The sequence below is a fragment of the Yoonia litorea genome (genome assembly GCF_900114675.1).
GTDB lineage: Bacteria > Pseudomonadota > Alphaproteobacteria > Rhodobacterales > Rhodobacteraceae > Yoonia > Yoonia litorea.
In genome coordinates this window covers 331,561-343,252 of record NZ_FOZM01000003.1, presented here as the reverse complement: position 1 = coordinate 343,252, position 11,692 = coordinate 331,561, and the positions used below count along the sequence as shown (strand labels likewise).

The 11,692-nt window shown below is 59.9% G+C and carries 14 protein-coding genes; 3 read left to right on the top strand and 11 right to left on the bottom strand.

Annotated elements, in window-relative coordinates:
- Positions 1-20: 20 nt before the first annotated feature.
- A complete protein-coding gene (locus BM316_RS14840) occupies positions 21-239 on the bottom strand; it encodes a YdcH family protein (RefSeq protein WP_090210159.1) in 219 nt (72 codons plus the stop codon).
- Positions 240-402: 163 nt separating this feature from the next.
- Between BM316_RS14840 and BM316_RS14835 the strand changes: the two genes are divergently transcribed.
- Both BM316_RS14835 and BM316_RS14830 read left to right on the top strand, forming a co-directional pair.
- Positions 403-816 carry an Hsp20 family protein gene (locus BM316_RS14835; protein WP_090210157.1) on the top strand — a complete coding sequence of 138 codons (414 nt, stop codon included), beginning with the start codon at positions 403-405 and terminating at the stop codon, positions 814-816.
- 3 nt (positions 817-819) lie between these two features.
- Positions 820-1,044, top strand: coding sequence for a DUF1150 family protein (locus BM316_RS14830; protein WP_090210155.1), 225 nt, complete (start codon positions 820-822; stop codon positions 1,042-1,044).
- Positions 1,045-1,088: 44 nt separating this feature from the next.
- On the opposite strand, the gene BM316_RS14825 is transcribed toward BM316_RS14830, so the two are convergent.
- The 3 genes from BM316_RS14825 to trxB form a co-directional block, all read right to left on the bottom strand.
- A complete protein-coding gene (locus BM316_RS14825) occupies positions 1,089-2,798 on the bottom strand; it encodes a bifunctional sulfate adenylyltransferase/adenylylsulfate kinase (protein ID WP_090210153.1) in 1,710 nt (569 codons plus the stop codon).
- Between the two features lie 163 nt (positions 2,799-2,961).
- Positions 2,962-3,486 (bottom strand): RES family NAD+ phosphorylase, encoded by a 525-nt coding sequence (locus BM316_RS14820; protein WP_090210151.1) that lies wholly within the window; start codon positions 3,484-3,486, stop codon positions 2,962-2,964.
- Positions 3,487-3,489: 3 nt separating this feature from the next.
- Complete coding sequence (gene trxB / locus BM316_RS14815; protein WP_090210150.1) at positions 3,490-4,458, bottom strand: thioredoxin-disulfide reductase; 969 nt, start codon at positions 4,456-4,458, stop codon at positions 3,490-3,492.
- Between the two features lie 167 nt (positions 4,459-4,625).
- Between trxB and BM316_RS14810 the strand changes: the two genes are divergently transcribed.
- On the top strand, positions 4,626-5,126 hold the full coding sequence (locus BM316_RS14810; RefSeq protein ID WP_090210148.1) for an Lrp/AsnC family transcriptional regulator: 501 nt from the start codon (positions 4,626-4,628) through the stop codon (positions 5,124-5,126).
- 14 nt (positions 5,127-5,140) lie between these two features.
- On the opposite strand, the gene BM316_RS14805 is transcribed toward BM316_RS14810, so the two are convergent.
- From BM316_RS14805 to BM316_RS14775, 7 genes are all read right to left on the bottom strand, one after another.
- Positions 5,141-5,596, bottom strand: coding sequence for a YtoQ family protein (locus BM316_RS14805; RefSeq protein WP_090210146.1), 456 nt, complete (start codon positions 5,594-5,596; stop codon positions 5,141-5,143).
- Positions 5,597-5,612: 16 nt separating this feature from the next.
- A complete protein-coding gene (locus BM316_RS14800) occupies positions 5,613-6,032 on the bottom strand; it encodes a GNAT family N-acetyltransferase (RefSeq protein WP_090210144.1) in 420 nt (139 codons plus the stop codon).
- The gene (gene pheT / locus BM316_RS14795; protein WP_090210142.1) at positions 6,029-8,425 is read right to left on the bottom strand and encodes a phenylalanine--tRNA ligase subunit beta; all 2,397 of its coding nucleotides are present in this window, start codon (positions 8,423-8,425) and stop codon (positions 6,029-6,031) included. Before pheT ends, BM316_RS14800 begins: the two co-directional genes overlap by 4 nt.
- Before the next feature lie 179 nt (positions 8,426-8,604).
- Entirely contained in the window at positions 8,605-8,799 is a 195-nt protein-coding gene (locus tag BM316_RS14790) for a phenylalanyl-tRNA synthetase subunit beta (RefSeq protein WP_090210140.1), read from the bottom strand.
- Positions 8,799-9,233, bottom strand: coding sequence for an ASCH domain-containing protein (locus BM316_RS14785; protein ID WP_090210139.1), 435 nt, complete (start codon positions 9,231-9,233; stop codon positions 8,799-8,801). The genes BM316_RS14790 and BM316_RS14785 overlap by 1 nt, the downstream gene beginning before the upstream one ends.
- 180 nt (positions 9,234-9,413) lie before the next feature.
- Positions 9,414-10,487, bottom strand: a complete 1,074-nt coding sequence (gene pheS / locus BM316_RS14780; protein WP_090210137.1) for a phenylalanine--tRNA ligase subunit alpha — start codon at positions 10,485-10,487, stop codon at positions 9,414-9,416.
- Between the two features lie 81 nt (positions 10,488-10,568).
- Entirely contained in the window at positions 10,569-11,531 is a 963-nt protein-coding gene (locus BM316_RS14775) for a hypothetical protein (protein ID WP_090210135.1), read from the bottom strand.
- Between the last annotated feature and the right edge of the window lie 161 nt (positions 11,532-11,692).

The window sequence follows — 11,692 nt, the reverse complement described above, 5'->3', positions numbered from 1 at the left end:
GGCCACTGCGGCAATGGTGTTCAGGCGATAATATCAGGCAAAATCCGGTCTTCGAGCAGTGTTATCCGGTCTTTGAGCGCAAGTTTCTGTTTCTTGAGCCGTTTGAGTGTCAGCATATCCGCCGAGCCGCGCTCATGCAGCGCCTCGATTGCCTCATCAAGATCGCGGTGCTCGCGCTTGAGCATCTCAAGCTTGATGCGCAGGACTTCGGCCTGATCCATTTGTGCTGACTGGTTCATCCGACCTCTTTCGGGACTTCTTGCCGGTCCATAGTGAACAGTGTGACGCGTCTTTCAAGCCTTATGTGCCCTTGATCAAACCACGGCTACACCCCATATTTTGTTCAAAGGGTCGCCATAACGGGGCCTGCAACCGACAGTCGCTTTGTAAAGGACATGTCTTATGACAAAATTGGCTTTGGGAACCCATCCGTTCCTTTTGGGATTTGAACAGCTTGAACGGCTGGTCGAACGGACCGCGAAAAGCGGCAATGACGGGTACCCGCCCTACAATATCGAACAGACCTCGGAAAACTCCTACCGGATCACGCTTGCCGTGGCAGGGTTTGCCGAAAAAGATCTGGCCATCACGGTCGAGGACAGCTCTTTGGTGATCCGTGGCCGTCAGTCAGATGACAGCGAAGGCCGCGTGTTCCTGCATCGCGGGATCGCCGCACGCCAGTTCCAGCGGTCATTCGTATTGGCCGATGGTGTCGATGTTGGCGAGGCGGTCATGGAAAACGGTCTGCTGCATGTCGATCTGACCCGCGCCATTCCAGAGCGCATTATCCAGACCATCAAGATCAAGAAAGGGTAACGTATGGATACGAAATTCGACCTTGAAAAAATCAGCCAGAACATCGTCTACGTGAAACCCGTGGTCACAGCGGACCTGCCGACAGAAGTGCAGGATCAGGTGGGTGATCTGGATCAGATTTACGCGGTCCACAACGCCTCTGGCGAACAGCTTGCACTGGTGGCTGACCGGAAACTGGCGTTTCATCTTGCCAGAGAACACAAGATGGAACCGGTGACACTGCATTGAACAAAAAGGGCGGCCTTCGGGGCCGCCCTTTTGCTTTTGGTTAATCAGCCTTTGATCAATCCGAGGCTTTCCAGTTTCAGAATGACCTGATGGGCGCAGTTATCGACCGGCACGCTTTCGGTCTCGATCCGCAACTCGGGGTTCTCCGGCACATCGTAAGGGTCTGAGATGCCCGTGAACTCCTTGATCTTGCCTTCGCGCGCCAGCTTGTAGAGCCCCTTGCGGTCGCGCCGCTCGCATTCCTCGATCGAGGTTGCGACATGGACCTCAACGAATGCACCGAACTGCTCGATATCCTCGCGCACCGCACGGCGCGTGCTGGCATAAGGCGCAATCGGTGCACAGATAGCAATGCCACCGTTCTTGGTGATTTCAGAGGCCACATAACCGATCCGGCGGATGTTCAGATCGCGGTGTTCCTTGCTGAAGCCAAGCTCTGACGACAGGTTCTTGCGCACGATATCACCATCCAGAAGCGTGACCGGACGGCCGCCCATTTCCATCAGCTTGACCATCAGCGCGTTGGCGATGGTGGATTTGCCCGACCCCGAAAATCCGGTGAAGAACACCGTGAAGCCCTGCTCTGCCCGTGGCGGGCGGGTCTTGCGCAACTCCTCGACAACCGCAGGGAAGGAAAACCATTCAGGAATCTCCAGCCCCTCAGACAGGCGGCGACGCAGTTCGGTGCCAGAGATGTTGAGGATGGTGACCTCATCCTTGTCGTGGATTTCATCGGCAGGTTCATACTGCGCGCGGTCCTGCACATAGACCATGTGCTTAAAGTCGACCATTTCGATGCCCATCTCGTCCTGATGCTCGCGGAAAAGATCCTGCGCATCGTAAGGACCATAGAAATCGTCACCGGCAGAGTTCTTGCCGGGGCCCGCGTGATCGCGGCCAACGATGAAGTGGGTGCAGCCGTGGTTCTTGCGGATCAGACCATGCCAGACGGCCTCGCGCGGGCCAGCCATGCGCATGGCGAGGTTCAGCAGGCTCATCGTGGTCGTTGAAGCTGGATATTGGTCCAGAACAGCCTCGTAGCAGCGCACGCGGGTGAAATGATCAATATCGCCGGGCTTCGTCATGCCAACGACAGGGTGGATCAGCAGGTTTGCCTGTGCCTCTTTCGCGGCGCGGAATGTCAGTTCCTGATGCGCGCGGTGCAACGGATTGCGGGTCTGGAAAGCAACGACCTTGCGCCAACCCAACTTGCGGAAAAACGCACGGAGTTCGTTCGGCGTGTCGCGACGCGCACGGAAGTCGTAATGGACCGGCTGCTGGATGCCCGTCACAGGACCACCCAGATAGACCTTGCCAGCAGTATGATGGAGATAGTTCACCGCCGGATGGGCCACGTCATCAGCGCCAAAGACCTTTTCGGCTTCGCGCGATTTGTTGGGCACCCATTTGTCGGTGACCGTCATCGTGGCGAGGATCACACCTTCCTGATCGCGCAGGGCAATGTCCTGTCCGACTTCAATCGTCTCGGCTTCTTTCTCGGAGACATCCAGAGTGATCGGCATCGGCCAGAGCGTGCCGTCTGCCAGACGCATGGCCTCGACCACGCTGTCATAATCCGCCTCTGACAGGAAACCTTTGAGCGGGTTGAACCCGCCGTTCATCAATAGCTCCAGATCACAGATCTGACGCGGTGTCAGATCGTGCGACGGCAGGTCAGCGGCCTCCACCTTCAGTTTCTGCGCGCTCTCGTAAGAGACATAAAGTTCAGGAATGGGGGAAAGGTCTTGGGCCATAGCGGTCACATCTCAATGGATTGTCGAATTGCGCGTGGCATAGACGGGCGGCGTGGCGAATGTCCAGCGGACAAAGGGCAGAAAGGGGGAACGTTCCTGCATTTGCCGCGTGAAACGCGTCCTTGTTGCGATCTGCGCGCCAGATGCACCATGCTGTTCCGCGTTAAACGCCCGAACCACCCGCGGCGTTGAGGGGGAGATGCGGTCCGGCGAGCGACACACGGGCATCTGTGCCGGGTTCGTTCCATCGAAACAGTGTCAGGTGAGTCTTCGACGGATCACTGCGCGAGGCATAAAGCATCCCGTCCAGCCCCAAGGCCCTGACCCGATCCGCCAGATCCCATGTCGGCGAAGGCAGCCCCTTAGACCGCAGGCTCTGCCATTCGATCGCGCGATGTGTGGTGTCGATGCCCAACGCTGAGGTTGCCGCGTCATCACGCAAATCAACCACGCGCGCCGCTGTGACCTGAAGCGGAAAGATCGCCTGTTCCGGCGTATCACCGGTGACGTAGCGGCGGGTTGCAACAACGCAGCCCTCCGGTGTCAGCGAAAGATAAAGTGCCCGCTGTCCATCGCGGTGCGATCGGCCCTCAGGTGCGTGGGCAGGCGCCAGAACGTCGGCGGCATCAGCAAGGTTTTTCAGCCGGTAGGCCGTGTCATTGAAGGTCAGGACGTGGGCCGTGCCCACCGCCTACTCGGCCGCCTGAACAGTGCCTTCGGCTTCCATCTCTGCGATGAATTTCTCGGCATCAAGTGCGGCCATGCAGCCCATTCCCGCGGACGTCACCGCCTGACGGTAGACATGATCTGTCAGATCGCCGGCAGCAAAGACACCGGGGATCGCCGTGCGCGTCGTGCCGGGCTCGACTTTCACATAGCCGCCGTTGTGTGTCTCCAACTGGTCTTTGACCAATTCATTGGCAGGGGCGTGGCCGATGGCGACAAAGACACCCTTCGCCGGGATTTCCGTCAAGGCGCCGGTCTTGGTGTGTTTGACCCGCACGCCTTCGACACCCAGCGGACTGTCTGCACCGTACACCTCGTCGATCTCATGGAACCAGAGCGGTTCGATCTTGGGGTTCTTGAACAAACGGTCCTGCAGGATTTTCTCTGCCCGCAGTTCATCGCGGCGGTGGATCAGTGTGACCTTGCTGGCAAAGTTTGTGAGGAAAAGCGCCTCTTCCACAGCCGTGTTGCCGCCGCCGACAACAACGATCTCTTGGCCGCGATAAAAGAACCCGTCACAGGTCGCACAGGCACTGACACCAAACCCTTTGAATTTTTCCTCGGATGGCAGGCCAAGCCACTTGGCACGCGCACCGGTGCACAGGATCACCGCATCAGCGGTATAGACCGCGCCGCTGTCACAGGTCGCGGTGAAGGGGCGGTTTTGCAGATCAAGCTTGGTGACAATATCGCCGACGATCTCGCAGCCCATGGCACGGGCATGGGCTTCCATCCGGACCATGAGATCGGGGCCTTGCACCTCGGTGTCGCCCGGCCAGTTCTCGACCTCTGTGGTTGTGGTCAGCTGGCCGCCGGGCTCAATGCCCTGGATCAACACCGGCGAAAGCATGGCCCGTGAGGCATAGACACCGGCCGTATATCCCGCAGGTCCGGACCCGATGATCAGTACCTTGGTGTGACGTGTGTCGGTCATTGCAGCCCCCTCAAATGCAGATTCCGCCTAGATATACCCTTGCTGGAACGGCGTTGAAAGGCGACCGTCGCGCAAATCCGCCAAGTTATTTTCTTGCTTGAACGCGAAACAATATTGCGCTCCGGATCAAGACAGCGTAGTATTTGCAAAAATAGGGCGGAGACAACATGCCGGGCACGAAACTCGACGAAATTGACAGAATGATTCTGGCAGAGCTACAGGCCGATGGCAGGATGACCAACGTCGAACTGGCCAAACGCGTGGGAATTTCTGCACCACCCTGCCTGCGCCGCGTCAGAACGCTGGAAGAGCAGGGATTTATTCAAGGCTATCATGCAGATGTCAACGCCCGCGAGCTTGGATTTGAGGTGCAGGTCTTTGCCATGGTGGGTCTTGTCAGTCAGGCCGAGGCCGACCTGTCGGCCTTTGAGCGCCGTTGTCAGGGTTGGCCGCTTGTCCGTGAGTGCCACATGCTCAATGGCGAGGTGGATTTCATCCTCAAATGTGTGGCCCCCGATCTGCGCACGTTCCAGCGGTTCCTGACCGAAGAACTGACCAGCGCCGAAAACGTGGCATCGGTCAAGACATCGCTGGTGATCCGTGGTGCCAAGGATGAACCCGGCGTGCCGTTTGATGTGCTCGAAGCGCGGCTGGCCCAAGAGGCCTAGACTGCCAGTGCCGGCTAGTCCGGCAGCACACCATTGATGACATAGTTCAGGATCTGGACCACCTGCAAAGGTGTTTCCACCACGGCCAATGCCGCGGCATCCACCTCTTTGAGCGGGTGCTGATGATCGGGGCCGTGCATGACGATCAATGATTTGCCAAGGGCGGCAGCATAGCCTGCATCGAAGGCCGCATTCCACTGTTTGTATTTCTCGCCAAAGCGGACGACCACAATGTCAGCGTTCTGGATACCGTGACGTGTGCGGATGGCGTTGAGGTTGGCACCCTTGTTGTCGTGCCAGAACTTCTTGTCTTCAGCCCCCATGATCGCAACACCGCAATCATCAGACGCATCATGATCCGTCACAGGGCTGTCGAATGTCACATCCAGTCTGGCCTGCTCCACCCCTTCGGTGATCTGGTCGCGCCAGTCGGTATGAATTTCGCCGGAGAGATAGACTTTCATGGTCATGGGGCTGGTCCTTTTCTTACAGGTCTTTCTTGAAGTAGGCCCGTAGCCCTTCGTGACCAGTCTCGATCCAGCCCAGCCGCCGATAGAAGGCCTGCGTTTCCGTCATTCCGACATGGGTCGCAAGGCCGATCTCTTCGAAGCCAGCACAGCGGGCCAGATCACAGGCCTTGCTGATCAGCGCTGACCCGATCCCCTGCCCGCCTGCATCAGGATGCACAGCGAGGTTTGCGATATAGGCGTCACCGCTCATGATCAGGACGATCCCGCCGCGCACGACGCCAGCGACTTCGGCCACCCAGACGTAATGGCGTGTGATATCATCAGCCACACCCTCTGCTACCGGTGGCAGACCGAGGTGCTGGTAGGGCGCATAGGCGGCGGTGATCAGCGCGGTCAGCGCCTCTGCATCATCGTCAGAGGCGCGCCGGATGATCATCCCCGCAACGTGCCGCCAGTGGCCTTTGTCACCTTCTCGACGATCTTGGCGCTGACGGCTTCGATATCGGCGTCCTTCAGCGTCTTTTCCGTCGGTTGCAGGCGCACGGTGACGGCAAGGCTCTTTTTGCCCTCGCCAAGCGAACCGCCGATGAACTCGTCAAAGACGCGCACATCCGTGATCAACGCCTTGTCAGCACCTGCGGCGGCATTGACCAGCGTCAGCGCCTCGACGTCCGCATCGACCACAAAGGCAAAGTCACGCTCAACCGCTTGCAGGTCGGTGACCGCAAGGGCGCCACGGTTGGTGGTCTTGTTTTTGGGCAGCGGCACTTCGTCAGGGTAAATCACGAAAGCAACCACAGGGCCCTTTACATCCATCTCGCGCAGGACCTTGGGGTGAAGCTCGCCAAAGATGCCAAGCACCTTTTTCGGGCCGAGGCAGATTTTGCCATGACGGCCCGGGTGCCACCAGTCATCCGCCCCGCGCAAGATCTGCACCTTGGCAGGTGCGCCGATGGCGGCCAGAACGGCCTCTGCATCGGCTTTGACATCGTAAACATCGACAGGACGTGCGGTGCCATGCACATCTTTTGGTCCCGTGCGCCCGATCAGGACACCTGTGACCAGATTGTGCTGCTCGCCCGGCTCGCCGCCGTGGAAACCTGCGCCGACCTCAAAGAGGGCCATATCCATGAAACCCCGCGCCTGATTGCGTACCGCAGCGCGCAGCAGACCGGGCAAAAGTCCGGGGCGCATATGCGACATTTCAGAGCTGATCGGGTTCTCCAGCATGGTCGCATCATCGCCACCGCCAAAGAGCTTGGCTGCTGCCTCGTCAATGAAGCTGTAGGTCACGCATTCGTTGTAGCCCAATGCCGCAGCCGTGCGCTTGGCGGCCTGCTGGCGTTGCTGGGTGGCCGTCAGGATCGGCTTGGGAACACCTGCATTCACCCGCGCCATCGGCTTGCCTTGCAGCTTGGTCAATGAGGCGATGCGCGCGACCTCTTCCACCAGATCGGCTTCGCCCTGCACGTCAGGACGCCAGCTTGGCACATGGGCCATATCGCCTTCCATGCGGAAACCGAGTGCTGTCAGCGTGCTTCTCTGCGTGGCCTCTGGAATATCCATGCCCACGAGCGAGGAACACCGCGCGGCGTCCAGTTTGTAGGCGCGTGAGGTATCTGGCACGTCGCCTGCCTGAATGACCTCGGACACCTCGCCACCGGCGTGATCGACGATCATGCGCACGGCATGTTCCAGCCCTTCTGGCGTGAAGGCCGGATCAACGCCACGCTCGAAGCGATAGCGCGCGTCGGAATTGATCTTGAGCGCGCGACCGGCATAGGCGATCTGCACCGGGTCCCAGTAGGCGCTTTCGACAAAGACATTCACCGTCTCTTCGGTGCAGCCTGTGTGGTCGCCGCCCATGATGCCTGCGATGCTTTCAGGGCCGTTATCATCGGAAATGACCATTTGGCCCTTTTCAAATGTGTATTCCTTGTCATCGAGTGCGACGAGGGTCTCGCTACCTGCTGCGCGATGCACTCGCAGGTTGCCAGCCACCTTGTCGGCGTCAAAGACGTGCAGCGGGCGGTTCAGGTCGTAGGTGAACCAGTTGGTCACATCGACCAGAAAGCTGATCGGTCGCAGGCCGATCGCGCGCAACTGCTGCTGCAACCACGCAGGGCTGGGTCCGTTCTTGACGCCTTTGATCAGACGCCCACAGAAGACAGGGCAGCCGTCGCGCGTATCGGCGTCGATGCTGACGGTCAGATCGGAAGAAATGGTGGCCGGGACAGGCTCAACAGACAGCGGCTTGAGCGTGCCAAGGCCGCGCGCCGCGAGATCGCGTGCCACACCGCGCACACCCAGCGCATCGGGACGGTTGGGGGTAATCGCAATCTCGATCACGGGGTCCACGGTGTCAGGGCGGTTTGCGGCCAGCCAGTCGGTGAAGCGCTCACCTACCTCGCCGGAGGGCAGTTCGATGATGCCGTCGTGTTCGTCAGACAGCTCCATTTCGCGTTCCGATGCCATCATACCATAGCTTTCGATCCCGCGGATCTTGCCCACGCCAATCGTGGTGTCGATGCCGGGGACGTAGGTGCCCGGGGAGGCGATGACGACGGTGATACCAGCACGCGCATTCGGCGCACCGCAGATGATCTGGGTGGGGCCATCCTTGGTGTCGACCTGACAGACCTTCAGCTTGTCCGCATCGGGGTGCTTTTCAGCCGAGATCACCTTGCCGATGGTGAAATCGGCAAGCTTTTCGGCCGGGTTTTCGACCCCCTCGACCTCAAGGCCAAGGTCGGTCAGCGCCTCGGCGATCTCTTCCACAGAGGCCTCGGTTTCAAGGTGGTGTTTCAGCCAGGACAGGGTGAATTTCATCGCGTGCTCTCAGCAGGTGATTTCGGGTTGGAAGGGGATTAGCGGATATGGGGCGGAGGGGGAAGGCCCCAAGGTGGATTGGGGGGCAACGAGAGGGGAGTGCCCGACCTCGGGAGGAAGCGAAGCGCCCTCCCTGGGGGGAGGTCGGGCGCTGCCCGGGCAAGCCCGGGCGAAGTCAGTCATTCAGCGTCCCGCCGCGCATGCGCCGCCGCCCAGCGCCCCACGAGCCAAACCCCACCAAGGATCACGCCCCAGCCTGTGGCGTTGATGAGGGTCAACTTCAGCGCCAGATCACGCGGCATGTCCGAGGTCCACATGGCGATATGGGCAAGGATGATGAAGGTGATGAGCGCGATGATCCAGAGGCGTTGCATCACGGCGCGCCTTCTGACGTGGCGAGGTCTTCGACCAGTTCAAAATGCTCAAAGACCAGCATCATCTGAGGATCAAATCCGCCGTTGCGGGCAAAGAAGGCCTCGTGATCGGCCCGCCAACCCGCCAGATCGTCGTTTTCGCCCTCCGCCAGCGCCATTTCTTCGGTGACATCGCAAAAGCGGACGTGGGCCATGTTTGTCGTGCGCATGACCAGCGCTGGCGTGCCATCCCAATGCAGGGCAATGTCTTTGCGGCCCACCACCGGCATCTCGTCAGGGCTCTCAGCATAGTCTGACAGCGCGCCACAGGTTGCGGTCTTTTTGCCATCGCGCACCAACGCGATCAGCCGCGCCGAAAGAGCGGCACTGTCACCGAAGGTGAAAGTCTGTGCGCCGGGGTAACGCGCCTGAAGTGTGGCAAGAGCTGCTTTCATAGCCCGCAAGGTAGCGGTTGAGGTGCGGGGTGCAAAGCAAGGCGAGGTCCGTGCAATCGGCAAGGCCTGGATTTTGAGTATTTACGGCAAAATGATGGGGGCGCCTGCGAAGGTAGGGTGTGACCACGCAGGCCGGCCGACGGGCGCGGCACCTCAGCGAACCGGGGCGGCCCTGCAGACCTACCTACTCAACCCGCCATGCAACGTCGGCTGCTCAAGTGCTGCAAACCCGTAGTGCCGCAGCCACCGCAGGTCGCTGTCGAAGAACGCGCGCAGATCGGGGATGCCGTATTTCAGCATTGCGATCCGGTCGATGCCCATGCCGAAGGCAAAGCCTTGCCATTCTGCCGGATCAATCCCGCCCGCCTGCAGCACTTTGGGATGCACCATGCCGGAGCCGAGGATTTCCAGCCAGTCGTCACCCTCGCCCACTTTCAGGGTTCCGCCTTCCCATGAGCAGCGGATATCGACCTCGGCCGACGGCTCGGTGAAGGGGAAGTGGGACGCACGGAAGCGGATGTCGACGTGATCGACCTCGAAGTAGGCTTTTACAAACTCTTCAAGCACCCATTTGAGGTTCGCCATCGAGATGTCTTTGTCGATCGCCAGCCCCTCGACCTGATGGAACATCGGGGTATGCGTCTGGTCGTAGTCGGCGCGATAAACGCGACCCGGGCAAATGATGCGGGTGGGGGCGCCTGTGGCCTCCATGCTGCGGATCTGCACAGGGGACGTATGCGTGCGCAGCACATGGGGCGGGCGGTTATCGCCATCGGCACGGTGGGTGTAAAACGTGTCCATCTCGGCCCGCGCGGGGTGGTGGCCGGGGATGTTGAGCGCATCGAAGTTATACCAGTCGCTTTCGATCTGCGGGCCTTCGGCCACCGAGAACCCCATATCGGCAAAGATCGCGGTGACTTCCTCGGTCACCTGCGAAATCGGGTGGATGGTGCCCTGACGACGGGCGCGTGACGGCAGCGTCACGTCCAGCCATTCGCCGCGCAGACGTTCATCCAATGCGGCATCTGCCAGTGCCATCTTCTTGGCTGCAAGTGCGCTGTTGATTTCGTCCTTGAGCGCGTTGAGCGCAGGGCCTGCGACCTGCCGTTCCTCGGGGCTCATCTTGCCAAGCTCGCGCATTTTCAGGCTGATCTCGCCCTTTTTGCCCACGGCCTGCACACGCAGGTCTTCGATGGCGGCTTCGTCAGCGGCATCGGCAATCAGGCTGAGATATTTGTACTTCAGATCATCCATCGCGGGGGCCTCTTGAAAAGGTTTCCGCTCTGCTATCCAAACTGGCGCAGCGGCGCAAGCGCGGGGCGGCATCTCAGCCGTCTATTCAGCCCGATCCGCGTAAAAGACACCCGGACCCAGCAGGCGCAGCGCCACCCCGTCATCTTCGCGCACGAAGGTCGCGTCTGACATGATCAGACCTGAAATGCGGCTGCCGTCTGCACCATAGACCGCGCCGCCAATTGCAAGACTGCCAGTGCAACTGGTCACGCCAAGGCAGGTCTCAAACACCATCTGGCCTTCAAATCCATTGCCGTCGAGTGAGGTGTCAGCGATATGGCCGAAGACATTCTCTGCATAGATGCCGACATTGTCGCCGATCTGCGCAGTACCGGCAAAGTCACCTGAGACCCGCGCATCATCATAGCCGACGGTCAGGTTCAAAGTTCCGTTGAAAGGCCGGTAGTTGTTCTCTGGCGTCCCGCCGTCAATCGAAGGCCAGGTGTCGATGTTGAACCGCCCTGCATAATTGACTGTCCCGCCGGGCAATTGAGCGGGGTCGGTCTCAAACCCCGTAACAAAGACCGCATATTCATGGAAATCGTCAGGGAATCCGTTTGTGACGATTGCGATTTCATGCCGTGCCGCCGGAATCGTGGGCGACCCGTATTCACGGTCCGTGTGGCGTGTCGTGGTGTTGTTCACGGTGACCGCGCCATTGGTCAGCCTATGGGTCACACCATCAAGCGTGAAACTGGAGGGTTGGTAGAACCCCTCATAGAAGCCTGCTGGCAAGGTGACAGTCTCGTTGCTGAAGAAAAATCTGGTGGCGCTGCCGTCGCGCTGCATCCGGCCCATACGCACGGTCACCGGCAAAGTCTCGAGGTCGCGGACATCCTGCCCGGGCTTGGCGAATTCCAAACCACTTGCAGGAGCGGCACCGGCGGCCGTCCCCATGCCGATGGCATCAACATCTTCAACCGCCACTATGCCTGAGGCCCCGCCAGCCCCGCACGCGCCCAAGGTCGTCAAAAGGAGAATCGGGGAAATCTGCCGTGGTTTCATTGTCTGCTCGCCTCTATGGCGGGCAGAAGCATGGCTGACATGGCACAAATAGGGCGCGGCTGCGAAGAAATCCGGACTGTTGTTCGGAGGGTTGCGACCGCCCTAGCGGAACGCGCGAAATCGCAGCACAAATGGCCCGGCGGCCCTTCCGTTCCGGGGCA

Coding starts and splice junctions, on each gene's coding strand:
- BM316_RS14840 (WP_090210159.1), bottom strand. CDS start 239: ATGAACCAGTCAGCACAAATGGATCAGGCCGAAGTCCTGCGCATCAAG.
- BM316_RS14835 (WP_090210157.1), top strand. CDS start 403: ATGACAAAATTGGCTTTGGGAACCCATCCGTTCCTTTTGGGATTTGAA.
- BM316_RS14830 (WP_090210155.1), top strand. CDS start 820: ATGGATACGAAATTCGACCTTGAAAAAATCAGCCAGAACATCGTCTAC.
- BM316_RS14825 (WP_090210153.1), bottom strand. CDS start 2,798: ATGGCCCAAGACCTTTCCCCCATTCCTGAACTTTATGTCTCTTACGAG.
- trxB (WP_090210150.1), bottom strand. CDS start 4,458: ATGACCGACACACGTCACACCAAGGTACTGATCATCGGGTCCGGACCT.
- BM316_RS14810 (WP_090210148.1), top strand. CDS start 4,626: ATGCCGGGCACGAAACTCGACGAAATTGACAGAATGATTCTGGCAGAG.
- BM316_RS14805 (WP_090210146.1), bottom strand. CDS start 5,596: ATGACCATGAAAGTCTATCTCTCCGGCGAAATTCATACCGACTGGCGC.
- BM316_RS14800 (WP_090210144.1), bottom strand. CDS start 6,032: ATGATCATCCGGCGCGCCTCTGACGATGATGCAGAGGCGCTGACCGCG.
- pheT (WP_090210142.1), bottom strand. CDS start 8,425: ATGAAATTCACCCTGTCCTGGCTGAAACACCACCTTGAAACCGAGGCC.
- BM316_RS14790 (WP_090210140.1), bottom strand. CDS start 8,799: ATGCAACGCCTCTGGATCATCGCGCTCATCACCTTCATCATCCTTGCC.
- BM316_RS14785 (WP_090210139.1), bottom strand. CDS start 9,233: ATGAAAGCAGCTCTTGCCACACTTCAGGCGCGTTACCCCGGCGCACAG.
- pheS (WP_090210137.1), bottom strand. CDS start 10,487: ATGGATGATCTGAAGTACAAATATCTCAGCCTGATTGCCGATGCCGCT.
- BM316_RS14775 (WP_090210135.1), bottom strand. CDS start 11,531: ATGAAACCACGGCAGATTTCCCCGATTCTCCTTTTGACGACCTTGGGC.